The sequence below is a fragment of the Hymenobacter sp. 5317J-9 genome (genome assembly GCF_022921075.1).
In the GTDB taxonomy this organism is placed as follows: Bacteria; Bacteroidota; Bacteroidia; order Cytophagales; family Hymenobacteraceae; genus Hymenobacter.
In genome coordinates this window covers 1,975,119-1,997,996 of record NZ_CP095050.1, presented here as the reverse complement: position 1 = coordinate 1,997,996, position 22,878 = coordinate 1,975,119, and the positions used below count along the sequence as shown (strand labels likewise).

The following is a 22,878-nucleotide window of genomic DNA, read 5'->3' as shown; positions in this document are numbered from 1 at the left end:
CGGCTCCTGCCATTAGCTCATCGTTCCAACGTAATGTCCCGCATCCTTACCGGCATCCAAAGCACGGGCCGCCCCCACTTGGGCAACCTGCTAGGCGCCATCCTGCCCGCCATCGAGCTGTCGAAAAACCCGGCCAACGACTCGCTCTACTTCATCGCCGACCTACACTCGCTCACCACCGTGCGCGACCCCGAGCTGCTGCGCGCCAACACCTACGCCGTGGCCGCCGCGTGGCTGGCCTGCGGCTTCGACACCGAAAAAAACCTGTTCTACCGGCAGTCCGACGTGCCGCAGGTGACGGAGCTGACCTGGTACCTGAGCTGCTTCACGCCCTACCCCATGCTGGCCAATGCGCACAGCTTCAAGGATAAGAGCGACAAGCTCTCGGACGTAAACGCCGGCCTCTTCACCTACCCGGTGCTGATGGCAGCCGACATTCTGCTCTACGACGCCGAGGTGGTGCCCGTGGGCAAAGACCAGATTCAGCACCTGGAAATTGCCCGTGACATTGCTAGCGCCTTCAACAACCGCTACGGCGAGACGCTGGTGCTGCCCCAGGCCCGCGTCGACGAGCAGCTCATGACCATCCCCGGCACCGACGGGGCCAAGATGAGCAAGAGCTACGGCAACATCATCGACATCTTCTTGCCCGAAAAAGACCTGCTGAAGGCCATCAAAACCATTATTTCGGACAGCACCCCGCTCGAAGCGCCCAAAAACCCCGACACGGACGTGACATTCAAGCTGTATGCGCTGCTGGCCACGCCGACCGAGATTGAGACGATGCGCGCCAACTACCTGGCCGGCGGCTACGGCTACGGCCATGCCAAAAAGGAGCTGTACGAGCTAATTTTACGCCGTTTTGCCGTGGAGCGCGAGCGGTTCGACTTCTACATGAACAACCTGCCCGAGCTCGACGCAGCGCTGGCCATCGGCGCGAAGCGCGCCCAGGAATACGGCGCAGGCGTGCTGGCCAAAGTGCGACAGAAAGTAGGCTACGGGAAGTAACTCGCCAGTCGTTGCTTCGCTGCGGTCGCAATGACCGGCGGGGTTAAACGTTAAACCTCAAAGGGCTGCTGGTGCGAGAAGCTGAAGCCGACCTTGCTGCCGCGGCTCACCTGCTGGTTTTCCACTTTCTGCTTCACGCTGATTTTCTGAATTTCGGGCAGCAGCGGGGCAATAAGGTCGTTGTTGACGGCCGCAATCATGGCGCTTTCCACGAAGAGGCGCATGGCTTCGGGCGCGATGACGTTGTCTGACATATCATTATCGGGCAATTCCAGCTGCTGCACGCCTTCGAGGTAGTAGTGATTCTCGATGTTGACCAGCAAGCGACCCACCAGGTAGCCGGGGTCATTCAGGCGTTGGTATTTGATGCTGTCGGCCATGAAATTGTAGGCCATGATGTGGCCGAAGAAGCGCCGCCGAAAATCGGCGTTGACGTAGGCGCTGGGCATGGGTCCGTAGTCGTCGGGGAAGGTCACAACGTTGGAGTGCATCACGAACACCAGCAAATCGCCTGAAAACTTGATGTGAAACTCCATGTCGTTGATGGAGCGGTACTCAATAATTACGCTCGAATCGAGCGGCGTGAGCTTGCGACTGAGCTCCACAACCAGCTCCTGCGACACCAGCCGCAGGCAATCGAACGCCGCCTGGGTGTTGCGGTAAATGGCCTGCTTGGCCACGGACTTTTGCTTGAGGCCCTCAAAAATCTGGTCGAGGCGGTCGGCGGGCGCCTCGGTGGGCGAGCCGGCTTCGGCGGTGGGCTGGTTGTTGGTGGCCGTGGCGCCGCTGTGCCCGGCTTCGGACGGCACGCGCGCGGGGGCTGCGGCGGGCTTGGCGGCCTTGGCGGCTTTGGCTTTCTTTTTGGCCGGGGCTGGCTGCTCGGGCGCCGGCGCAGCGGCGGTTTCGGCGGGGGCGAACAGTTCGGGCTCGGTGCCCCGTTTGGTGGTTGACTTGGCCATGTGTAAGGAATTACGCCCGGAAAACGGCGGCGCGAAGGATAGGAAAAGACAATAGGAAGACACGCAGCGGCGGCGGGCCGTGCCCGCAAGGTCCCGATGAGGTACGCAATTACGCCGGGCCATAGTTACAAGCCGGGCTCGGCCGGCGGCGGCGCAGCCAGTGCGGGCGGCGGGCTGAGCGCGGCCACGGCCGACCACTCCGAACCCCGAAAAGCCACCGTGCGCAAGCCAGCCGGGCCGGGCCCGGACGCCGGCAGCAGCATGGCTGCCGCCGAGGGATGCGCCAGGGCCTCCCCCACCGAGCGCACGGCGCCGGCAGGCACGCCGCGGCGCTCCAGCTCGGCCAGCAGCGCGTCGCCATCCACCTTCCCGATGCGTTCGGTAAGCAGCGCTTCCAACTCGGCGCGGTGCTGCACCCGGGCCGCGTTGGTTTGGAAACGGGTCTCTTCGGCCCAGTTGGGCTTCTCCAATGCCGCGCACAGCTGCCGAAACTGCCCGTCGGAACCCACAGCCAGCACCAACTGGCGGCCGTTGACGGCGCGGTACACGGTGCCGTAGGGCACAATGCTGGGGTGGCCCGAGCCCAGCGGCTGCGGGTCGTGGCCGGTGACGAGGTAGGTGGCCGCTTGGTTGGCCAGCGAGGCCAGCGCGCTGCTCAGCAGGTCGACCTGCACCAGCGCGCCCTGGCCGGTGCGCTCGCGCCGCCACAAGGCCACCAGCAGGCCTTCCTTTAGCTGGTGCGCGGCCAGCAGGTCGACCATGGCCACGGGCATTTTTTGGGGTGGTTGGCCCGGGCCACCGGCGTTGAGGTGCATGAATCCGGCCTCGGCCTGCAGCACGGCATCATAGCCGGTGCGCTGGTTGTGGGGTCCGTAGCCGGTGAGGTGGCCGTAAATCAGGCGGGGGTTGCGGGCCGATAAGGTGGCGTAGCCGGCATGCAGCTTTTCGGCGTCGCCTGGTTTGTAACTGGCCAGTACGATGTCGGCGCCCTCGGCCAGCGCGTGCAGGGCGGCTTGCCCGGCAGCAGTGGTCAGGTCCAGCACCAATGACTGTTTGCCCCAGTTCGACGCCGCGAAATATGCTGAGACGGTGGATTCTGCGGTGGCGGAAGCAGCGGTTTCGGCACTGGTTTTCCAGGTGCGGGTGACGTCGCCGGCGGGACTCTCAATTTTGAGCACTTCGGCCCCCAGTTCGGCAAAAAACTGCCCTACCTGCGGCCCTGCCAGCACCGAGGCCAGCTCCAGCACGCGCAGGTGGGCAAAGGGAGACGATTGAGAAGAACTATTCATGGGCATAACACGGGCAAGCCAAACGCCGCGCCCGCAAGGTAAGTCAGGCCGCGAGGTAGCCATAGTCGCGCAATTGCTCGCGCACGTCGCCCTCCAGCTTCAGCAGGCGGCCCTGGTGCAGCAGGTACACCATGTCGCAGAGGGGCAGCACTTCGGCGTAGCGGTGGTCGGTGATGAGCAGGCCTTTGCGCGTCTTCGCCCGCAGCATTTCTTCGGCCAGCGTTTCGACATGCACCGGCATTACGCCCGAAAAGGGTTCATCAAACAGCGAAAACGCGGTGTTGGCGTGCAGCAGCAACAGCGCCTGCACCAGCCGTCCGGCCCCGCCCGACAGCTCGCCAATACTCTGCCGAAACTGCGGCCGCAGCTCCGGAAAACGCGCCGTGGCCGCTTCGATGTCGACTCCCAGCAGCGCCGCCGCCCGGGCCAGTGGCAGCGACGGCGGCAGCAACGGCTCCTGGGGCAGGTAGTTGAGCAGGCCGGGCTCGCGGAAGGCCGGCACCACGCGCCGGCCGTTCACCCGCACCGAGGCATCGGCCACGGCCCGCGCCCCGAAAATGGTTTGGAGCAGCACCGACTTGCCGCTGCCGTTGCGCCCCAGCAGGCCCACAATCTGCCCGGTCTGCACCTGCAGGTAGATACTGCCCAGCACCTGCCGCCCGCCGAATGCAATGCGAATGCCATCGGCTTCCAGCACCTGCGGGCCAGCCAACTTGCTCTGGTGCCTGCTCATGACAGCGCGCCCCGCAAGAGCAGCGCGCCGCCCAAGAACACGAGGCCATCGGCCACCACCACGGCGCCCCACAGCCGCCGACGCGACACGTTCAGGTTGAAATAAAACCAGTACTGGTCGGGCCGCAGCTGCTCTGATAGGTACCACACCACCGGCGCCGTGGCCAGCTTAATGAGTAGCAGCGCCGGCAGCAGCCCGGCGCTCCAGCCTTCGAGCAGGGCCGGCAGCAGCACGGCCAACAGAATCAGCCCCGAAATGCCCAGCATAAACGGCGCCACGCTGCGATAAAACAGGCCCACGGCCCGCAGTTGAGTAGCCAGAATGGTCATAGAAACGCTTGGTTTGGCGGGCTAACGCGGCGTTGGGCCAATTATTCTACCCGCCCGGCGCGGGCGAAAACCGGAAAAGTGGCCGGGCGCGCCTGCGGCCCCCACAGCTGCGTCAGCTCGTCGGCCACCAGGGCTACCATGTCGGCCCGGTCGTGCTGCCGGGCGTAGTTGGCCGTGGCCGACCACGTACGCAGGTAGTTCAGCATATCATCTGCCGTCCAGTTTTTTACGACAGCGAAACGGGCATGCTGCACATCAGCAAATGGAAACGACAGGTTAGCGTATTCGTCTTCGATGTGGCGGCGGTTGGCGTCCCAGTACGGGGCCGAGGTCACGTCGTGAAACTCGTCGAGCACGCGGTTGAGCTCGGGGGTTTCGAGGCGGCAAAGCTGGTAGCCCCACTCGGCCAGCACCGCGCCGTGCCGGGCCACGCGGCGCACCTCCCGGTGGTAAGCATCGCTGTCGAACCAATGCACGGCCTGGGCCACAGTGATGAGGTCGAAGCGCTGGTCGGGGAAGGGCGTATGCTCGGCGGTAGCGCGCTGGTAATGGACGTTGGGCAGCGGCGGAGCTTGGGCCAACTGGTTTTCGCTGAGGTCGGTGGCGTCGACGCGCACGAAGGAATTGGCCAGCACGGCGGCTACCTGGCCGTTGCCGGTGGCGCAGTCCCAGGCGCGCTCGCGGGCCGGCACCTGGGGCAGCAGCCAGTCATAAAGCTCGGCGGGGTAGGCAATGCGGTAGCGGGCGTAGTCGGCGGCCTGGGTAGAGAAACGGTCGAGCGTAGGCATGGCGTAAATGTAGGGTGCGGGGCTTGCCCCCGCCCGCCGTTGAACGAATCGAAAGCCAGTCGTTCAGCGGCGGGCGGGGGCAAGCCCCGCACCCTACCCTCTTCCTCACAAACCTCCGCCCGGCCCGCCGTATCTTTACCTCAAATCAAGCGGTTTGCTGGCCAAGGCATCAAGGTCAGTCATTTACAACTCTTATTAGCTGAACCTTGACGTTTCACGAATTCAAGCTGCACGACGACCTGCTGGCCGGCGTCGACGCCATGAACTACCAGCAGGCCACCCCCATTCAGGAGCAGGCCATTCCCAAAATCATCGAAGGCAAAGACCTGATTGCCTGCGCCCAAACCGGCACCGGCAAAACCGCCGCCTACCTGCTGCCGCTGCTCGATAAGATTTCGCACGCCAAGCACGGCCATACCACCACGCTCATTCTGGTGCCCACCCGCGAGCTGGCCACCCAGATTGACGAGCAGGTGATGGGCTTCGGCTACTACGTGGAAGCCAGCTCTATCGCCATCTACGGCGGCGGCAAATCGGAGAACTGGGAGCAGCAGAAGCGCGCCCTCACCTCCGGCGCCGACATCATCATCGCCACGCCCGGCCGCCTCATTGCCCACCTGCAAATGGGCTACGTGAAGTTCGACCAAATCAAGTACCTGGTGCTGGACGAGGCCGACAAGATGATGGACATGGGCTTTTCGGATGACATCCTGAACATCGTGCGCCAGCTGCCCAAAGAGCGCCAGACACTGCTGTTCTCGGCCACCATGCCCAGCAAAATCCGCGACTTCTCGCAGCAGATTCTGAAGAACCCGGATGAAATCCGGCTGGCCGTGTCGAAGCCCGCTGCCGGCATCGACCAGCAGTTTTACATGGCTTACGACCGCCAGAAAATCTACCTGCTCGAGCACATCATTAAGACGCAGGACGTGCAGAGCATGGTGCTCTTCACCAGTCAGAAAGCGGCCGTGGGCGGCATCGTGCGCGCCGTAAATAAACTGGGCGTGGAAGCCCGCGGCATCAGCTCCGACCGCACTCAGGAAGAGCGGGAGGAAATCATGCGCGCCTTCAAAAACAAGCAGTTCCCCATTCTGGTGGCCACCGACGTGCTCAGCCGCGGCATCGACATCGACTCGCTCAGCCACGTGGTGAACTACGACATCCCCCGCGCGGCCGAGGACTACGTGCACCGGATTGGTCGTACCGCCAGAGCGGCCACCAAAGGCACGGCCATTACCTTCATCTCGGACCAGGACCAGGACCGGGTGGTGAAAATTGAAAAGCTCATCGAGCGCGACATCGAGAAACAGAAAATCACCGAGCAGTTGGGCCTGGGCGAAGCGCCCGAGTTTGACCCCAAGCGCTTTGCCGGCCTGGGAGGCAAAATCGGCGGCCGTCCGGCCCGTGGCGGCCACGGCGGTGGCGGCGGCCGCGACCGTGGCCCCCGCGCCGAAGGTGACCGGGGCCCGCGCCGCGAAGGTGGCGGCCGGGATGGTGGCCGCGACGGCGGCAAGCCCCGCCGCGACGCCCCAGACCCCAAAGACCCCAAGCACCTGGAGCGTCTCGCCGCCGCCAAAAACGCCTTGGCCGCGCTGGATGCCGGCCAGGCGCCCGCCGTGCCCTACCAGCGCCCGCCCCGCCCCGAAGGCGAAGAGCGCCGCGACCGGGGCCCCCGCCCCGACCGTGCCCCGCGTCCCGAAGGCGAAATCCGCCCGCCCCGTGAACCACGGGAGCCCCGCGCCCCGCGGCCCGAGGGCGAGGCACGGCCGCCCCGTGAACCCCGGCCCGAAGGCGAAGCCCGCGAGCCCCGCGCCGAAGGGGAGCGTCGCCGCAGCCGGGGTGGGCGCAACCGCAAGCGCGGGCCCAAGCCGGCAGGTTCTTCAACCGCTGGTGAAGTACCTGCCGCTCCACTCGCTCCAACTGAGTAAAAACACAGTGAGTCAATAAAAAAGCAGCCTCGCGAAGCTGCTTTTTTATTGACGCGACTATACCACTGCCTATTCTATTATGTCCTATTTTTCCGCTACCAGTTTATTAATGGCGGCTGTTATCGTTTGCTCCTGCTTGGCGAGATAAGGCGGTGCGGTGGGAAATCCATTAAAAACGTAGCGAATAACCCCTCGGCGGTCGATGAGGAAGCTGCACGGGTAACCATCAACCAAAAACCGGTGAGCTATGTCTTCACACTCCGGCCCAAAAGTGGTGAGCGCACCAGCCTGAATCTCGCCGCATTCAGGTAGCAATTCATGCGTAATCGGGCCGACACCTAAAGATTTGCGCAACCTGGCTTCGGCAGCGTTTCCCGTTCCATTAAAGCGGCGCAAACGTGCGGCCGGATGCGGTACCACGCTCAGCACCTGTACCCTGCCAGCGTATTGCTGGCTCACTCGCTTCAACAGTGGCAGCTCGGCCATGCAAGGCTGACAGCCGAGATACATGAAATTGAGTAATGTGACGCGGCCTTTGAAGTAAGCAGCGTCTACCATACGCCCAGTCAACGTCCGTCCGCGCACGGCCGGTACCGGCAGGTTTAGGAGTTTTTCAGATGCGAGAACAGCAGGTGCCGGAGTACCATACTTCGGAAGTATGCCTTGACCAGGCAGTTGGCCAATTCCGACTACCCACAGCAATGCGAGTATAGGAACAACGTTGTTCATGAGCATAAAAGTACGTACATGGCTCCACTGCTGCTGTACCTACCCCAGCACCTGCCCCACCCCAAACAGCACCGTGAACACCAGCGTGCTTAGGGCCATTTGCTTGAGCAGCGGGTCAATCTGCATCGACTCCTGCCGCTGCCACACCTGAATGGCGTTGAAGGCGAACAGCGGCACGGCCAGCGCATACAGCCACTGCCAGGGCGAGTGGTAGGTGAGCGCCACAAACACCGTGGCGCATCCGAGGCCCAGCAGCAGCAGCAGCCAGTGGTAGCGCCGGGCATGCACCGCGCCCAGCCGCACCGGAATGGTGATTTTGCCGGCCAGCACGTCGGAGTTGATGTCGCGGATATTGTTCACGTTCAGCACGGCCGTGGCGAAGCAGCCCAACGCGGCAGCGGGCAGCAGCACCGGCAGCGGCAAGCTACGGGTTTGCAAAAAGTACGTGCCGCACACGCCCACGATGCCGAAAAACAGAAACACCGAGATGTCGCCGAACCCCGCGTAGCCGTAGGGGTTCGCGCCCGCCGTGTAGTTCACCGCCGCCCAGATGGCCGCCAGCCCCAGCGCCAAAAATCCCAGGAACAATCCCAGCCCGGCCGCACCCAGCGCCACCCACAGCAGCGCCAGCCCGCTGCCCAGCGCCAGCAGCCCGCAAATCCACATGCCGCGCTTCATCTGCGCGGGGGTGATGGCGCCGCTTTGCACGGCGCGCTGCGGGCCCTGGCGGTGCACGCTGTCGGCGCCGTTTTGCGAGTCGCCGTAGTCGTTGGCCAGGTTGCTCAGGATTTGGAGCAGGACGGTGGTGAGGGCCGCCAGCGCCACCACCAAGCCGTTGAACTGGCCGTTGGCTTTGGCAAGAAAGCCGCCCGTGAGGATGCTGGCCAGGGCCAGCGGCAGCGTGCGGGGGCGGAAGGCGGAAATCCAGGGGGACATGGGCAACGGGGAAAGCTAACGAGAAACAGAAAACAAAAGAACGTCACGCTGAGCGCAGTCGAAACATCTTTACCGCGCCACTAACTTCAGGCGTGCGGTAGAGATGCTTCGGCTGCGCTCAGCATGACGTCCCAACCAATTCAGGCAATGACTACTTCGTGATATCAGCCACCAACTCGGGGCTCAGGGGCGTCACTTTGGAGTTGTAGAACTTCACCACCTGGCCTTTCTCATTCACCAGGTACTTGCAGAAGTTCCAGTTCGGCGCGTCGGAAACGGCGCCGTTCTTGGTCTTGTCCGCCAGGTATTTGTATAGCGGGGCGGCTTCGTCGCCTTTCACGGGAATGGTTTCGAAGAGCGGGAAGGTCACGCCGTAGTTTTTCTCGCAGAACGAAGCCACTTCGGCATTCGAGGCCAGCTCCTGGTTGAAGCTGTTGGAGGGAAAGCCCAGCACAACCACTTTGCCCGCGTACTTTTTCGACAGCTCTTCCAACTCCTTGTACTGCGGGGTGAAGCCGCACTTCGAGGCGGTATTCACGATGAGTAGCTTTTTGCCTTTGTACTGGCTCAGCTTCACGTCTTTGCCGTCGATGGATTTCACCGTGAAATCGTACACGGAAGGGGCTGGTTTGGCGGTCTCAGTAGCGGGCGACATAGCAGAAGGGTTGGCCGGCTTGGCGGCGGTGAAGGCCAGGGCCGAAGCGGCCACGGCAAACGTGAGGAACAGGGAATTTTTCATGGATTGAAGGTAAGCGTTGTAACAATTGCCTGCGTAACCGGCCGAGGGTCAATAGGGTTTCCGCCCGTAGTGCAAACGCTGGATGTGCGTCAATCCAAGCCCGGCCTTGGAAGTACCGGGCCGCGCCAGCTCACGTGGTGGGCGGGGTCAGCCACTTCTCCAGCTGCACTGGCTGGTAGGCCGTCATCTGAGCCAGCAATTCTTCCGGATTGGCCGATTGCAACAGTTGGGCGCGGTTTTCGGCGCGCAGCAGCTGGTCGGCGGCCATGCGGTCGAGGGCCTGCAGGAGCAGGTCGTAGTAGCCGTCCACGTTCAGCAGGGCCACGGGCTTCCGATGCAGGCCAAGCTGGCCCCAGGTCAGGACCTCGAACAGCTCTTCGAGGGTGCCGTAGCCACCGGGCATGGCGATGAAGCCGTCGGCGCGGTCGGCCATCATCAGCTTGCGCTCGTGCATGGATTTCACCACGTGCAGCTCGGTGCAGCCTTTGTGCGCCAACTCCTTGGCATCCAGAAAATCAGGGATAACGCCGACGACCTGACCGCCCTCCGCCAGCACGGCATCGGCGATGGTGCCCATCAAACCCACGCGGCCGCCGCCGTACACCAGCGTCAGATTTTGGGCCACCATGGCTTTGGCCAAGGCTTGCGCTTGGGTAATAAAATTGGGGTTGGTTCCGGCGCTGGAACCGCAATAAACGGCAATGGATTTCATGAGATAGAACAAGGTAGAGACGCAATATTTTGCGTCTCGTCGTTGCTGATGTTGTTTAGTTGGCGCTGTATTGCGCAGTTGCGGCCGTTCAACGACGAGACGCAAAATATTGCGTCTCTACATCCGCTCGGGCACTTGGATGCCCAGCAGGCCCATCGAAGCCTTAATCTGCTCACCTACGCGGGACGACAGCGCCACCCGCAGGCTCCGCTTGGCTGCATCGGTTTCCTGAAAAATCGACACCTCGGCGTAGAAGCGGTTGTAAGCCTTTGCGAGGTCGTAGGCATATTGCGCGACGACGGCGGGCGAAAGGTTGCGCGCCGCCTCCGCCGCTACCGAGGCATAGCGAGCCAGCTCCTGAATCAACTCCTGCTCAGTGGGTTCGAGGTCGGCGAGCTGGCTCCAATCAGTCTGTTCATCAATGCCCAGCTCGGCTGCTTTGCGGCGAATGGCGGCAATGCGGGCGTGCGAGTACTGGATGAACGGCCCCGTGTGGCCTTCCAGGCTCACCGACTCTTCGGGGTTGAAGAGCATGCGCTTCTTGGGGTCTACTTTCAGCAGGTAGTATTTCAGCGCACCGAGGCCCAGCATGTGATAAAGCTCCTCCAATTCGGCATCGCTGAGGCCTTCGGTTTTGCCTTTTTCGAGGGTGGCGGCTTTGGCGGCGGCCACCACGTCGCGTACCAGCTCGTCGGCGTCCACCACGGTGCCTTCGCGCGATTTCATCTTGCCGGAGGGCAGGTCCACCATGCCGTAGCTGAGGTGGTGAATGGCGTCTGCGTAGGGCTTGCCCAGCTTTTTGAGCGTGGCCTGCAGCACCTGCATGTGGTAGTTCTGCTCGTCGGCGATGACGTAGATGCTGCTGTCGTAGCCAAAATCCTGGTACTTGAGCTCGGCCGTGCCCAGGTCCTGGGTGATGTAGACGCTGGTGCCGTCGGCGCGGAGCAGGAGCTTTTCATCCAAGCCCTCGGCCTGCAAATCGACCCACACCGAGCCGTTTTCCTTTTTAAAGAACACGCCTTTTCCAAGGCCCTCTTCCACCCGCTCCTTGCCCAGCAGATAGGTTTCGGACTCGTAGTAGTACTGGTCGAAATCGACGCCAATGTTCTTGTAAGTGGCATCGAAGCCTTCGTACACCCAGCCGTTCATCTTGCTCCAGAGGGCTTTCACTTCGGGGTCGCCGGCCTCCCAGGCTTGCAGCATCTGCTGGGCCTCGGTCATGAGGGGGGCTTGCTTTTTGGCGATGTCGGTGGCCACGCCTTCGGCTTCGAGCTGCTTGATTTCTTCGCGGTAATGCTTCTCAAACAGCACGTAGTACTTGCCGGCGAGGTGGTCGCCCTTCATGCCCGCTTCGGCGGGAGTTTCGCCCTGGCCGAAGTGCTGGTAGGCAATCATCGACTTGCAAATGTGAATGCCGCGGTCGTTCACTAGGTTGGCCTTGGTGACGGTGGCGCCGGTGGCTTTGAGAATCTCGGCCACCGAGTAGCCCAGGAAGTTGTTGCGCAGGTGGCCCAAGTGCAGGGGCTTGTTGGTGTTGGGCGAGGAGTATTCGACCACCACGTTGCGCGGCCCATCAATGGCCAGCGGGGCACCCGCGGGCTGCGCCCGCAATTGCCCGAACAGGGCCAGCCACTCGGCATCGGCAATTTCGAGGTTGAGGAAGCCTTTCACCACGTTGTAGCCGCGCACGCGGGGCTCGTTGGTTTTCAACCACTCGCCCAGGGCCTGGCCGATTTGCTCGGGGCCTTTGCCCAACGCTTTGGTGAGCGGGAACGTGACAAGGGTGAAGCTGCCGGCAAACTCCTTGCGCGTGGGCTGGAGCGTGAGGCTGGCGGCGGGGATTTCAACGCCAAAAACGGCCTGAGCGGCGGTTTGCAGGGCGGTTTTGAGGGAGGATTCTAACTGTTGCACGGGGCAAAGGTACGTTCTCACGAGAACCCCACCCCCTGTCCTCTTCTCCAAAAAAAGAGGAAGCACGGTTCGGCTTCTTACCGCGCTGCTCCGTCCCAACGGTTGAATACCAAACCGAAGCTTGCGCTGGCGTTGCTACCGGCTCACCACTTCCTCCATCCGCAGCCGGCGCTCAATGGCTTCGGTGGCTTTTTCCAGAATATTGAAGGCGTTTTTGGCCATGCTGTTGCCGTTGTCGAGCGTGGGGTTGATTTCGACCATTTCGAAGCACACCACCCGGTCGTTTTCCAGCAGGTCTTGGCACAGGTTTTCGGCTTCGGAGAGGTAGAGGCCGTCTTCTACGGGCGTGCCCGTGCCGATGCTGAAACTAGAATCCAGGCTGTCGACGTCGAAGGAAATGTAGACCATGTCGCAGAAGCGCAGGTGCTCGTAAATCTCGCGGGACAAGCGGCGCGAGCCTTTGGCCTTGATTTCAGGCAGCTTTATCCACTTAATGCCCAGCTCTTCGATGAGGGCATCCTCTTCCTGCTCGGTGTCGCGCACCACCACGTACACCAAGTGCTCGGGTTTGAGCTTGGGGCCGGGTTCGGCCAGGTTTTGGAGGCGGCGCCAGAAGAAGAGGGTTTCGGGTTCGGGGGTGTTGCGCTGGTACTTGAGGTTGTCGACGCCGAGCGCGGCGGCTAGGGGCATGCCGTGCACGTTGCCGCTGGGCGTGGTGTAGGGCGAATGAATGTCGGCGTGGGCATCAATCCAGATGACGCCCAGCGTTTTGTGCGGGTACGCCGCCTTGATGCCGGCAATGGTGGCGTTGGCCGAGCTGTGGTCGCCGGCCAGCACCAGCGGGAACTCGCCGAAGCGCAGCGTCTGCTCCACGGCGTTGGCAATGCCCTTTTGCACCGTGTAAATGCTGTCGATGTGCTTGGCAAAGGGAAAATGGTTTTTGTCGAACAGCACGTGGTTCAGGTCGGGCAGCACCACGGAATTGAACCGGCGGAAATAGTCGGAGCCTTTGTTGAGGCAGGCTACGCGCAGGGCGTCGATGCCCATGCTGGCGCCGCGCGTGCCGGCCCCGAGCTCGGAGCGTACTTCCAGAAGTTTGATGCGTTTCATCGGAGGGTGGGATTTTGGGTAAGCAGGTTGGCGGCATCGTTCCAAGGGTTCGGTTATCAGTTAGCAGTGAACAGTTATCAGTTAATAGTTATGCTCTTAATGAGCCAACTGCCAACTGTTCACTGCTAACTGCTAACTGTTAACTGAAACACTTCGAGCGCTGCCTTGCGGCAGAGGATTCTGCCGTAGCCAAGTCGCTAATATTCCATCGTCACGATGCGAGGCGGGATAACGGGAGAACATCGTGCGGTTCCCGGCCGTTATCCTGACCCGGCGGTACTTTTGTACTGCCCGCCGCAAAGGTCGGGCTTTTTCGCCGTTTTCAAAACCGCATGGATACGTACCACGACCTCATCTCTCAGACTTTCGACTTTCCTACGGCCGACTTTACCGTGCAGGACCACGAGCTGCAATTTCACGGCATCGACCTGATGGGCCTCGTGGAAAAATACGGCACCCCGCTGCGCCTGACGTATTTGCCCAAAATCAGCTCCCAGATTCAGCGGGCCAAGAAATGGTTTGCCGAGGGCATCGAGAAAACCGGCTACACGGGTTCCTACTCTTACGCCTACTGCACCAAGTCGTCGCACTTCCGCTTCGTGCTGGAGGAGGCCCTGAAAAACGACATCCACCTCGAAACCTCGTCGTGGTTCGACATCAGCATCATCCGCAACCTGCACGCCCAGGGCAAGGTCGACAAGCAGAAGCACATCATCTGCAACGGCTTCAAGCCCGAGGCCTACAAGAAGGAAATCGCCGACCTGATTAACGACGGGTTTGTGAACTGCATGCCCATCATCGATTCGCCCAACGAAATCGACTACTACCACGACCACGTGAACGAGAAGGTGAACCTGGGCATGCGCCTGGCTTCCGACGAGGAGCCGCGCTTCCAGTTCTACACCTCGCGCCTGGGCGTGCGCTACGCCGATGTGATTCCGCTCTACGAGCAGCGCATCAAGGACGACCCGCGCTTCACGCTGACGATGCTGCACTACTTCATCAACACCGGCATCAAGGACACGTCCTATTACTGGTCGGAGCTGAGCCGCTTCGTGCACAAGTACTGCGAGTTGCGCAAGGTGTGCCCCACGCTCACCACCATCGACATCGGCGGCGGCTTCCCCATCCAAACCAGCATCCAGCCCGAGTACGACTACCCCTACATGGTGGCCGAGATTCTGCGCACCATCCAGCGCATCTGCAAGGAGGAAGGCGTGCCCGAGCCCAATATTTTCACCGAGTTCGGCATCTTCACGGTGGGCGAAAGCGGCGCCATCATCTACAGCATTCTGGATGAGAAGCTGCAGAACGACAAGGAGCTCTGGTACATGATTGACGGCTCGTTCATCACCAACCTGCCCGACACCTGGGCCCTCAACCAGCGCTTCATCATGCTGGCCGTCAATGGTTGGCAGAAGTCGTACAAACGCTGCCAGCTCGGCGGCCTCACCTGCGACTCGCAGGACTACTACAACGCCGAGAAGCACATCTACCAGGTGTTTCTGCCCGAGCGCAAGCCGGCCGATGAGCAGCCGCTCTATGTGGGCTTCTTTCACACCGGTGCCTACCAGGAGAGCCTCAGCGGCTACGGCGGCATCAAGCACTGCCTCATTCCGGCCCCGCAACACGTCATCCTCGACCGCGCCGAAGACGGCACGCTCACCGATACCGTGTTTGCGCCCCAGCAGGAAGCCGGCAGCATGATGCGCATCCTCGGATACGAATAATTCAATTTCGGCGTCAGGAATTTTTCGTTGAAAATGGCGTTAGCTGCTTATCTTTGAAGCCTAGCCTCGCCATCCCTCACCCGTTTTCTATACATTATGAAAAAGTTCGTATTGCTCGCCGCTGGTGCTGCCGCTCTCACGTTGGGCGCCTGCAACCGCCAGAAGTGCCCCGCCTACAGCAGCACCAAGGAAGCCAACCGCGTTTCCTCGCCCATCACGGCCAGCGCCGCTCAGAAGGTAGAGCGCCAGTAGGTTTAGTGATTTTGCAGAAAAAAGGCCGGCTTCCCGCGTGGGAGGTCGGCCTTTTTTCTGCACGGTGTAGAGACGCAAATATGCGTCTCTACACCGCCAGAATAATATCCGTGGCCGCCCGCAAATCAGCCACGCAGGGCAGGAATTCAACTTCCTCCTCTCCCACCAGAATGCCGCGCACGCCCACGGCGGTCCCGGCTTCCATGTCGCGCAGCCTGTCGCCCACTATCCAGCACTTGGCAGGGTCTAAATTGAAGCGGGCAATGGCTTTTTCCAGCATGCCGGAGTTGGGCTTGCGCAGGATGGACTCGCTCACGCTGGGGTGGGCGTCGGCGAAGTAGAGAGCGTCGAGGAGGCCGCCGCAGGCAGCTTGCAGCTTGGCGTGGCAGGCGCGCACTTCGGCGGCAGTGTAGAGGCCTTTGGCGATGCCGGCCTGGTTGGTGACTACGATTAAATAATAGCCGGCGGCTTTGAGACGGGCCAGGCTTTCGGGCACGCCGGGGCAGATGACGAAATTTTCCGGCTGCCACACGTAGGTGCCGATTTCTTCGTTCAGCACGCCGTCGCGGTCAAGGAAAACGGCTTTGTTTTTTGTTGTCATTGCAGCAAAGCTACGGGCGAACTTTGCAGGCTCATTTGCGCTACGACTTTATGAAAATCGGCATCATCGGCGGCGGCATCAGCGGCCTCACCCTGGCTTGGTACCTGCAAAAAAGCGGCGTAGCCTACGACCTGTTCGAGGCCGACGCCCGGCCCGGCGGCAACCTGCACAGCCTGCCCACACCCGAAGGCTACCTGCTGGAAGTGGGCCCCAACTCGCTGCAGCTGAGCGCCGAGCTGGAAGAGCTGCTGGCCGACCTCGGCCTGACCGACCAGATTCAGGATGCCGCCGCTGTGAGCCAAAACCGCTACGTGCTGCGCAACGGCCGCTACCAAGTGCTGCCGTCTTCGCCCCCCAGCCTGCTCACCAACGGCTTTTTCAGCCTGAAAGCGAAGTGGCAACTGCTGCAGGAATTCCGCAAGCCCGCCGCACCCATTGACCCGCAGGAAACCGTGGCCCACTTTTTCCGCCGCCGCTTCGGGCCCGAAATCGTGGACTATGCCGTGAACCCGTTCATGGCCGGCATCTACGCCGGCGACCCCGAGAAGCTGCTCATCAATAAGACGTTTCCGCAGTTGGCGGCGCTGGAGCAGCAATTCGGCTCGGTGCTGCGCGGCTTTGCAAAAACGAGCAAAGGCGCCGGCCGCCGCCGCATCATCACGCTCAAGAATGGCCTCCAAACCATTACCGATGCACTAGCGGCGCATCTCACCAACCACCAACCCGGCACGGCCGTGACGGCCATTTCGCGGGCCTCCGACGGCACCTATCAGTTGGAGCTAAAAGGCCCGCAGGGCCTTGAAGCGGCGCCCGGCTACTCGCACCTGGCTTTGGCCCTGCCCACCTATGCGGTGGCGCCGCTGCTGCAGTCCTTGTTTCCGAAGGCCGCGGCGGCGCTGGCGGCCGTGCACTACCCGCCCATGAGCGCCGTGTACTCGGCCTATGACCGGGCCGCCGTGGCGCACCCGCTCAACGGCTTCGGGGCGCTGAACCCCAAGGTGGAGGGCACCTACGCGGCCGGCTCCATCTGGACCAGCAGCATCTACCCCAACCGCGTGCCGGCCGGGCAGGTGCTGTTCACCACCTTCGTGGGCGGCGCCCAGTACGAGGAAGCGGCCCGGCAGCCCGAGGAAGCCCAGAAAGCCGCGGTGCACGCCGAGCTGAGCAAGCTATACGGCATCAAGGGGGCGCCGCGCTGGCAGTTCCGCTACAGCTGGCCGCGCAGCATTCCGCAGTTCGACCAGCGCATAGTGGGGGCGCACGCGGCCGCGGCCGAGCTGGAAAGCCAGCGCATTGTGGCCGTGGCCAACTGGCGCGCCGGGGTGGGCGTGCCCGACTGCGTGCGCCACGCCCGCCGCACCGCCGAGGCGCTGGCCGCTGAGCAATAACCTCTTGCTTATCTGTCCGAGAAGGCACGGCCAGTTGCCTGACGACGGGCTCTGGCAAAAAAGCGGCTCAGGGCCCCGCGCTTCCGTGCAGCTTCGTACTGCGAAACCCTATCTTTGACCCCATGAGCGAAGGCCTCGTCCTAATCCCCACCTACAACGAGCGCGAAAATGCGGAGCTGATTATCCGCAAGGTGATGTCGCTGCCGCGGGCTTTTGACGTGCTGATTATCGACGACGGCTCGCCCGACGGCACGGCCGCCATTGTGCGCGGACTACAGGCGGTTTTTCCCGGTCGATTGTTTCTGGAAGAGCGTAGCGGCAAGCAGGGCCTGGGCACGGCCTACATTCACGGCTTCCGGTGGGCGCTGGCCCGGCACTATGAGTACATTTTCGAGATGGACGCCGACTTCTCGCACAACCCCGACGACCTGGTGCGCCTCTACGACGCCTGCGCGCAGGAAGGCTACGACGTGGCCATCGGCTCGCGCTACATCCAGGGCGTGAATGTGGTGAACTGGCCCATGTCGCGGGTGCTGATGTCGTACTTCGCCTCGTGGTACGTGCGCCTCGTCACGGGCATGCCCATCCGCGACGCTACGGCTGGCTTCAAGTGCTATACGGCGCGGGTGCTACGCGCCATCGAGCTGGAAAAAATCCATTTTGTGGGCTACGCTTTCCAGATTGAGATGAAATGGCTGGCTTACCAGCTGGGCTTTCGCATCAAGGAGGTGCCCATCATTTTCACCGACCGCACCCGCGGCACGTCCAAAATGTCGAAAGGCATTGTGGAAGAAGCCTTTTTCGGCGTGCTGCAAATGAAGGTGAGCAGCTGGGTACACCCGCTGAAGCCGGTAGGCAAGGCCTAAACGCAGCCGGCCCCCGGCGTATCTTGTGCCAACGCATGGAAAACACTCCCTTGTTTTGGCTGGCTTTCATGGCATTCGTCGTCGGGCTGCTGCTGCTCGACCTGCTGGTATTCAACCGCAAGGCCCACGAAATCAAGCTGCGCGAAGCCTTGGGCTGGAGCGTATTTTGGGTCACGTTGTCGTTGGGATTTAACGTGCTGGTGTACCGCACCATGGGCCATCAGGCCGGCCTGCAATGGCTGACGGGCTACTTGGTGGAAAAGGCGTTGAGCGTCGACAATCTGTTTGTCTTTCTGCTCATCTTCAACTACTTCAAGGTGCCGGCGCAATATCAGCACCGCATCCTGTTTTGGGGCGTGCTGGGTGCCCTGATTTTGCGCGCCGTGTTTATTCTGGTGGGCGGGGCGCTGCTGGCCAAGTTTCACTTTTTGGTGTATTTGCTGGGGGCCTTCCTGGTCTACACCGGCATCAAGATGGGCGTGGCCGGCGAGTCGGCCGAAATCGACCCCGAAAACAACCCGGTGGTGCGCTTTCTGAGCCGGCACCTGCCCATCACGCGGCAGCTGGAAGGCGGCAGGTTCTTCGTTCGGAAAGAAGGCCTGCGCTTCGCCACGCCCCTATTTGTGGTGCTGGTGATGGTTGAAACCACCGACGTGGTGTTTGCCGCCGACTCCATTCCCGCCATTCTAGCCATCACGCGCGACACGTTTGTGGTGTTCACTTCCAACGTGTTTGCCCTGCTGGGGCTGCGGGCCATGTACTTCGCTCTGGCCAGCCTCATGCGGCTATTCCATTACCTGCACTACGGCCTGGCGCTGATTCTGGTGTTTATCGGGTCTAAAATCGTGCTCGAAAACGTGCTGCCCATTCCCATGCCCTACGCGCTGGGCGTGGTGGGCGGCCTGCTGCTGCTGAGCACGTTGGCGTCGGTGCTGTGGCCCAAACGCGAAGAATAACACCGCTGCAACGCAGACGCGGTACCCCCATCGAGCAGCTTCGAACGGAGCCCGGCAAACAAAAAGGGGATGCGCTACGGTGGCGCATCCCCTTTTTCAATATTCAGCAAACGATTATTTGGGCGGTTTGGGCACGTCCGGGTCGGCGGCATTGGAGTTCACGCCGGCATCGGGCGCGGCGGCGCCGGTGTTGAGCAGGTCAATCAGGTTGAGGGGCTCAAACTGGCTCGAATCGGCGGCCACGGTAGCACGCGTGGTGTCGGGCCGCGGCGAGAAGTGCATGTACTGCCGCGCCGGCCCGTTGAGGCTCAGGCCATAGGGCAGGTTTTCGCGGTCGTTGCTCGTGATGAGGCCGCGCGTGGCCATGATGTCGGCAATGAGGCGGAAGAAGTAGCGGGTGCTGCGGCGCAGGTCGCCGTAGGCGTCGAAGGAGTAGCGCGCGTACTTGGGCTTGGGAATGATGCTGGCCAGGTACAGGCTTTCGGCCAGGTTCAGCTCGCTGGGGCGCTTGCCGTAGTAGAACAGGGCCGCGTCCTTCACGCCATATACGCCACGCTTGCCGCTGGGCCAGCGGTACTTGCTCGGGCCCCACTCAATGATGTTGAGGTACACCTCAAACATGCGCTGTTTGCTGGCAAGGCGCGTGTTTTCGAGCAACCACACGATAAGGGCTTCCTCGATTTTGCGGGCCACGGTTTTCTGGCGGGTCAGGAACACGTTTTTCACCAGCTGCATGCTGAGCGTGCTGCCGCCCCGGGCAAAGCGGTGCTCCTTGATGTTCTGAATGGCTGACTTCACAAACGCCTGCTCCATAAAGCCCTTGTGCGTGAAAAAGCGCGGGTCTTCGGCGGTAGTGATGGCGTGAATGAGGTAGGGCGACACCTCGTTGTAGGACACAAAGTCGGGGTTGGCCGGGCCCACCACAAAGGTGCGCACCGAGTCGCCCTTGTCGTTGTACACCGTCTGCACGAAGGGCGTGTTCAGCTTGTTGAGGTCTTCTTCGCCGAAGCTGGTGAGCTTGAAATTCTTGCCCTTGAGGCTGGAATCGAACTTCAGGCTATCGACCTGGGCCATGTCGAGGCTGCCGCTCATGTGGTAGGTGAGCGTGCCGGTACCCTGGGTGCCGCGCACCTCGTCGAAGATGCCGGTGGGCAGCGAGGCAAAGAAGTCGTTGGCCTCCGTTTCGGCCGAAGTCACGTTGATGCTCACGGCCCGGCTGGGCTTCAGGCGCACGCTGATTTCGGGGTAGAGCACGATTTTGTTCACCGTAATCTGGCTGCCCTTTTCCAGGGCGGCGGTGCCGCGGCCCAGCTTGGCCACGAATTCGAGGCCGCCGCGCTTCACTTCAATCTCGTTGGCCGCCAGCTTGGGGTGGTAGAGGCTGAAATTGCGGGCCGCCAGCGAGCCGCGCACCGTGAGCGTGCCGCCGGTGTCATCGTCATCAAAATCCTTGCTGTCCAGGCGCACCTGCACCGTGTCGAAGCTCACCAGCGCCCCGAAGCGGCGGGGCACGTAGGGCAGCTGCACCGAGCCACCCACCCCGTATACTTTGGCATTCAGCGCATAGTCGCCGGGCTCAATGTGCCCGCTGATGCCCAGCTGGTTGGCCACCGAGTCGATGGTAGCCGTGAGGCTGCCGCTGATGTCGCCATCCTGAATTTTGAGCTCCGGCATGCGCAGCAACGCCGTGTGGCGCAGGCTGGCGTAGCTCACCGTGAAGTCCTTGAAATTGGCCTCGCCGGGCACGTTGTCGAACACCGTTTCCAGCGCTTGGTTCAGCAGCAGGCCGTAGTTGGTGCCTTTCGTGGTGTCGCGCGGGGTGGCGCTGGGCTTCTGCTTTTTTATCAGAAAGCCGTAGTTGTCGGCCGTGGCCGTTTTGTGGGGCGTGAGGCGGGCCGTGATGATTTGCAGGTCGCTGAACACGGGGCGCCCGGCGAAGAGCGAGCGCACGCTCAGGCTGGCCTGCAGGCGGCGGGCGGTGAGCAGGGTATCGGTGGGGTTGGCGGTGGGCACCAGGCCCAAGCCCGCAATCTCAACGGTTTTGAAGCCCGCAAACCTGGCCGGCCCCAGCGTGAGAATGACGGGGTATTTGCGCTCAACCTTGGCTTTCACCTCTTTCAGGGCGTAGTCCAGCAGCTGCTGGCGCTTCCACTGAAACACGGCAAATGCCAGCAGCAGCAGCAACGCCAGGCCGCCTAAAATGCCGAATAAAAGTCGTTTGGTGGAAGGGGAAATGCGCACGGAAATCAATAAAGTGGGCGGCTTAGCCAGCACCAAAGGTAAGAAAAACGCAGGCGTAGCTGGAATACGGCTGCGGCACCGGAACGGACGCCCCTTCTACGCACGAAGCCGCAAGGCGCCGCCGCTACTGCAACGGCAGTTCGGCCTGCCCCCGTTTGCCGGCCGGCAACGGGTCGAATAATCGGGCCGAAAGGATGAAATGCAAACCGTCGGCGTATCGTTCAATTGCTTCGCCACTTGCCTGCCTGGCCAATGGCCGCACTCACGGCGCTTTCCTGGCAATGGTGGTGCCGTACCGCCCTCCTGGCCCGTACTTTTGCACCATGCCCAGCCCCCTCACCGCCCTCTCGCCCCTCGACGGGCGCTACGCCCGCGCCACGGCTCCCCTGGCCACGCGCTTCTCCGAAATGGCCCTCATCCGCTACCGCGTGCTGGTCGAAGTCGAGTACTTCATCGCCCTGGCCGAGCTGCCGCTGCCCCAGCTGCAAGCCGTATCGGCCGACGCATTTCCGGGGCTGCGCCGCCTCTACGAAGAATTCAGCGAAGCCGATGCCGAGGCCGTGAAAGCCCACGAGGCCGTGACCAACCACGACGTGAAGGCCGTGGAATACTGGCTGCGCGACGAGTTTGCCCGGCTCGACCTGGGCGCTTTTGTGGAGTTCATTCACTTTGGCCTCACGTCGCAGGACATCAACAACACGGCCATCCCGCTCAGCTTTCGCGATGCGCTGATGGGCGTGCTTTTGCCGGCCTACGCCCAGGTGCGCAACGCTCTGGCCGCCCGCGCCCAGGAGTGGGACGCCGTGCCCATGCTGGCCCGCACCCACGGCCAGCCCGCCTCACCCACCCGCCTGGGCAAGGAAATTGCCGTGTTTGTGGCCCGGCTCGACGCGCAGGTGGCCCTGCTGGCCCAAGTGCCGTTCGGGGCCAAGTTTGGCGGCGCTACTGGCAACTTCAACGCCCACGCGGTGGCTTACCCCGGCACCGACTGGCACGCCTTCGCTACCACGTTCGTAAACGACCGGCTCGGCCTCTCCCGCTCCTTCCCCACCACCCAGATTGAGCACTACGACCACCTGGCCGCCCACTGCGACGCCCTCAAGCGCCTCAACACCATTCTGACGGACCTGGCCCGCGACGTGTGGCAGTACATCTCGCTGGGCTATTTCAAGCAAACCATCAAGGCCGGCGAAGTAGGCTCATCGGCCATGCCTCACAAGGTGAATCCCATCGACTTCGAAAACGCCGAGGGCAACCTGGGCGTGGCCAATGCGCTACTCGAACATTTCGCCGCCAAGCTGCCCATTTCCCGCCTGCAGCGCGACCTTACCGACTCGACGGTGCTGCGCAACCTGGGCGTGCCGCTGGGCCACATTCTTATCGCGCTGGGCGCCCTGCAGCGCGGCCTGGGCAAGCTGGCACTCGACGAAACGGCCCTGCACCGCGACCTCGAAGCTAACTGGGCCGTGGTGGCCGAAGGCATCCAGACCATCCTGCGCCGCGAGGCCTACCCCGACCCCTACAACGCCCTCAAGGCCCTCACCCGCACCGGCGAGGCCATTTCGGCCCAGAGCATTGGGGAGTTTATTGAAGGGCTTAATGTAAGTGAGAGCGTGAAGGCTGAGCTGCGCAACGTGACGCCGCACAGCTACGTGGGGCACTAGCGCTTTTTG

21 protein-coding genes are annotated in these 22,878 nt (G+C 62.2%); 8 read left to right on the top strand and 13 right to left on the bottom strand.

The window, feature by feature from the left end; all coding sequences use genetic code 11:
* Positions 1-33: 33 nt before the first annotated feature.
* Entirely contained in the window at positions 34-1,008 is a 975-nt protein-coding gene (trpS, locus tag MUN81_RS08230; RefSeq protein WP_245116722.1) for a tryptophan--tRNA ligase, read from the top strand.
* A gap of 50 nt (positions 1,009-1,058) precedes the next feature.
* On the opposite strand, the gene MUN81_RS08225 is transcribed toward trpS, so the two are convergent.
* The 5 genes from MUN81_RS08225 to MUN81_RS08205 all read right to left on the bottom strand — a co-directional run bounded on the left by MUN81_RS08225 (position 1,059) and on the right by MUN81_RS08205 (position 5,106).
* Positions 1,059-1,967, bottom strand: coding sequence for a hypothetical protein (locus tag MUN81_RS08225; RefSeq protein ID WP_245116720.1), 909 nt, complete (start codon positions 1,965-1,967; stop codon positions 1,059-1,061).
* Positions 1,968-2,092: 125 nt separating this feature from the next.
* On the bottom strand, positions 2,093-3,256 hold the full coding sequence (locus MUN81_RS08220; RefSeq protein WP_245116718.1) for a CaiB/BaiF CoA-transferase family protein: 1,164 nt from the start codon (positions 3,254-3,256) through the stop codon (positions 2,093-2,095).
* A gap of 43 nt (positions 3,257-3,299) precedes the next feature.
* Positions 3,300-3,989 (bottom strand): ATP-binding cassette domain-containing protein, encoded by a 690-nt coding sequence (locus MUN81_RS08215; protein ID WP_245116716.1) that lies wholly within the window; start codon positions 3,987-3,989, stop codon positions 3,300-3,302.
* Positions 3,986-4,318 (bottom strand): hypothetical protein, encoded by a 333-nt coding sequence (locus MUN81_RS08210; protein ID WP_245116714.1) that lies wholly within the window; start codon positions 4,316-4,318, stop codon positions 3,986-3,988. The genes MUN81_RS08215 and MUN81_RS08210 overlap by 4 nt, the downstream gene beginning before the upstream one ends.
* 41 nt (positions 4,319-4,359) lie before the next feature.
* Positions 4,360-5,106 carry a class I SAM-dependent methyltransferase gene (locus MUN81_RS08205; protein WP_245116712.1) on the bottom strand — a complete coding sequence of 249 codons (747 nt, stop codon included), beginning with the start codon at positions 5,104-5,106 and terminating at the stop codon, positions 4,360-4,362.
* Positions 5,107-5,312: 206 nt separating this feature from the next.
* Between MUN81_RS08205 and MUN81_RS08200 the strand changes: the two genes are divergently transcribed.
* Complete coding sequence (locus MUN81_RS08200; RefSeq protein ID WP_348533168.1) at positions 5,313-7,034, top strand: DEAD/DEAH box helicase; 1,722 nt, start codon at positions 5,313-5,315, stop codon at positions 7,032-7,034.
* An 84-nt stretch (positions 7,035-7,118) separates the two neighbouring features.
* On the opposite strand, the gene MUN81_RS08195 is transcribed toward MUN81_RS08200, so the two are convergent.
* The 6 genes from MUN81_RS08195 to MUN81_RS08170 form a co-directional block, all read right to left on the bottom strand.
* Positions 7,119-7,763 carry a TlpA disulfide reductase family protein gene (locus tag MUN81_RS08195; protein ID WP_245116710.1) on the bottom strand — a complete coding sequence of 215 codons (645 nt, stop codon included), beginning with the start codon at positions 7,761-7,763 and terminating at the stop codon, positions 7,119-7,121.
* Between the two features lie 39 nt (positions 7,764-7,802).
* Positions 7,803-8,699 carry a 1,4-dihydroxy-2-naphthoate polyprenyltransferase gene (locus MUN81_RS08190; RefSeq protein ID WP_245116708.1) on the bottom strand — a complete coding sequence of 299 codons (897 nt, stop codon included), beginning with the start codon at positions 8,697-8,699 and terminating at the stop codon, positions 7,803-7,805.
* Between the two features lie 151 nt (positions 8,700-8,850).
* Positions 8,851-9,438 (bottom strand): glutathione peroxidase, encoded by a 588-nt coding sequence (locus MUN81_RS08185; protein WP_245116706.1) that lies wholly within the window; start codon positions 9,436-9,438, stop codon positions 8,851-8,853.
* Between the two features lie 130 nt (positions 9,439-9,568).
* Positions 9,569-10,150: a TIGR00730 family Rossman fold protein gene (locus MUN81_RS08180; protein ID WP_245116704.1), complete on the bottom strand. Its 582-nt coding sequence runs from the start codon at positions 10,148-10,150 to the stop codon at positions 9,569-9,571.
* A 117-nt stretch (positions 10,151-10,267) separates the two neighbouring features.
* Positions 10,268-12,061: an arginine--tRNA ligase gene (gene argS / locus MUN81_RS08175; protein ID WP_245116702.1), complete on the bottom strand. Its 1,794-nt coding sequence runs from the start codon at positions 12,059-12,061 to the stop codon at positions 10,268-10,270.
* 135 nt (positions 12,062-12,196) lie between these two features.
* Entirely contained in the window at positions 12,197-13,171 is a 975-nt protein-coding gene (locus MUN81_RS08170; RefSeq protein ID WP_245116700.1) for an arginase, read from the bottom strand.
* 332 nt (positions 13,172-13,503) lie between these two features.
* On the opposite strand from MUN81_RS08170, the gene MUN81_RS08165 reads away from it, so the two are divergent.
* Positions 13,504-14,901, top strand: a complete 1,398-nt coding sequence (locus MUN81_RS08165; RefSeq protein ID WP_245116698.1) for an arginine decarboxylase — start codon at positions 13,504-13,506, stop codon at positions 14,899-14,901.
* Between the two features lie 96 nt (positions 14,902-14,997).
* Entirely contained in the window at positions 14,998-15,153 is a 156-nt protein-coding gene (locus MUN81_RS08160) for a hypothetical protein (RefSeq protein WP_245116696.1), read from the top strand.
* 88 nt (positions 15,154-15,241) lie between these two features.
* Here the strand turns inward: MUN81_RS08160 and MUN81_RS08155 are convergent, their stop codons facing one another.
* Positions 15,242-15,754 carry an HAD family hydrolase gene (locus MUN81_RS08155; RefSeq protein WP_245116694.1) on the bottom strand — a complete coding sequence of 171 codons (513 nt, stop codon included), beginning with the start codon at positions 15,752-15,754 and terminating at the stop codon, positions 15,242-15,244.
* 50 nt (positions 15,755-15,804) lie between these two features.
* On the opposite strand from MUN81_RS08155, the gene hemG reads away from it, so the two are divergent.
* The 3 genes from hemG (at position 15,805) to MUN81_RS08140 (ending at position 18,964) form a co-directional block, all read left to right on the top strand.
* Positions 15,805-17,142, top strand: a complete 1,338-nt coding sequence (hemG, locus tag MUN81_RS08150; protein ID WP_245116692.1) for a protoporphyrinogen oxidase — start codon at positions 15,805-15,807, stop codon at positions 17,140-17,142.
* Positions 17,143-17,264: 122 nt separating this feature from the next.
* Positions 17,265-18,008, top strand: a complete 744-nt coding sequence (locus MUN81_RS08145) for a polyprenol monophosphomannose synthase (protein ID WP_245116690.1) — start codon at positions 17,265-17,267, stop codon at positions 18,006-18,008.
* Positions 18,009-18,043: 35 nt separating this feature from the next.
* Entirely contained in the window at positions 18,044-18,964 is a 921-nt protein-coding gene (locus MUN81_RS08140; protein ID WP_245116688.1) for a TerC family protein, read from the top strand.
* Positions 18,965-19,078: 114 nt separating this feature from the next.
* On the opposite strand, the gene MUN81_RS08135 is transcribed toward MUN81_RS08140, so the two are convergent.
* The gene (locus MUN81_RS08135; protein ID WP_245116681.1) at positions 19,079-21,205 is read right to left on the bottom strand and encodes a biosynthetic peptidoglycan transglycosylase; all 2,127 of its coding nucleotides are present in this window, start codon (positions 21,203-21,205) and stop codon (positions 19,079-19,081) included.
* A gap of 323 nt (positions 21,206-21,528) precedes the next feature.
* Between MUN81_RS08135 and purB the strand changes: the two genes are divergently transcribed.
* Positions 21,529-22,869, top strand: a complete 1,341-nt coding sequence (purB, locus tag MUN81_RS08130; protein ID WP_245116679.1) for an adenylosuccinate lyase — start codon at positions 21,529-21,531, stop codon at positions 22,867-22,869.
* Positions 22,870-22,878 lie beyond the last annotated feature (9 nt).

Bases quoted from the DNA above. Each gene is read 5' to 3' on its own strand.
- MUN81_RS08185 (WP_245116706.1), bottom strand. From the start codon at position 9,438: ATGAAAAATTCCCTGTTCCTCACGTTTGCCGTGGCCGCTTCGGCCCTG.
- MUN81_RS08195 (WP_245116710.1), bottom strand. From the start codon at position 7,763: ATGAACAACGTTGTTCCTATACTCGCATTGCTGTGGGTAGTCGGAATT.
- MUN81_RS08215 (WP_245116716.1), bottom strand. From the start codon at position 3,989: ATGAGCAGGCACCAGAGCAAGTTGGCTGGCCCGCAGGTGCTGGAAGCC.
- MUN81_RS08165 (WP_245116698.1), top strand. From the start codon at position 13,504: ATGGATACGTACCACGACCTCATCTCTCAGACTTTCGACTTTCCTACG.
- MUN81_RS08155 (WP_245116694.1), bottom strand. From the start codon at position 15,754: ATGACAACAAAAAACAAAGCCGTTTTCCTTGACCGCGACGGCGTGCTG.
- MUN81_RS08190 (WP_245116708.1), bottom strand. From the start codon at position 8,699: ATGTCCCCCTGGATTTCCGCCTTCCGCCCCCGCACGCTGCCGCTGGCC.
- hemG (WP_245116692.1), top strand. From the start codon at position 15,805: ATGAAAATCGGCATCATCGGCGGCGGCATCAGCGGCCTCACCCTGGCT.
- trpS (WP_245116722.1), top strand. From the start codon at position 34: ATGTCCCGCATCCTTACCGGCATCCAAAGCACGGGCCGCCCCCACTTG.
- MUN81_RS08160 (WP_245116696.1), top strand. From the start codon at position 14,998: ATGAAAAAGTTCGTATTGCTCGCCGCTGGTGCTGCCGCTCTCACGTTG.
- MUN81_RS08145 (WP_245116690.1), top strand. From the start codon at position 17,265: ATGAGCGAAGGCCTCGTCCTAATCCCCACCTACAACGAGCGCGAAAAT.
- MUN81_RS08170 (WP_245116700.1), bottom strand. From the start codon at position 13,171: ATGAAACGCATCAAACTTCTGGAAGTACGCTCCGAGCTCGGGGCCGGC.
- MUN81_RS08180 (WP_245116704.1), bottom strand. From the start codon at position 10,150: ATGAAATCCATTGCCGTTTATTGCGGTTCCAGCGCCGGAACCAACCCC.
- MUN81_RS08225 (WP_245116720.1), bottom strand. From the start codon at position 1,967: ATGGCCAAGTCAACCACCAAACGGGGCACCGAGCCCGAACTGTTCGCC.
- MUN81_RS08220 (WP_245116718.1), bottom strand. From the start codon at position 3,256: ATGAATAGTTCTTCTCAATCGTCTCCCTTTGCCCACCTGCGCGTGCTG.
- MUN81_RS08140 (WP_245116688.1), top strand. From the start codon at position 18,044: ATGGAAAACACTCCCTTGTTTTGGCTGGCTTTCATGGCATTCGTCGTC.
- MUN81_RS08210 (WP_245116714.1), bottom strand. From the start codon at position 4,318: ATGACCATTCTGGCTACTCAACTGCGGGCCGTGGGCCTGTTTTATCGC.
- MUN81_RS08205 (WP_245116712.1), bottom strand. From the start codon at position 5,106: ATGCCTACGCTCGACCGTTTCTCTACCCAGGCCGCCGACTACGCCCGC.
- purB (WP_245116679.1), top strand. From the start codon at position 21,529: ATGCCCAGCCCCCTCACCGCCCTCTCGCCCCTCGACGGGCGCTACGCC.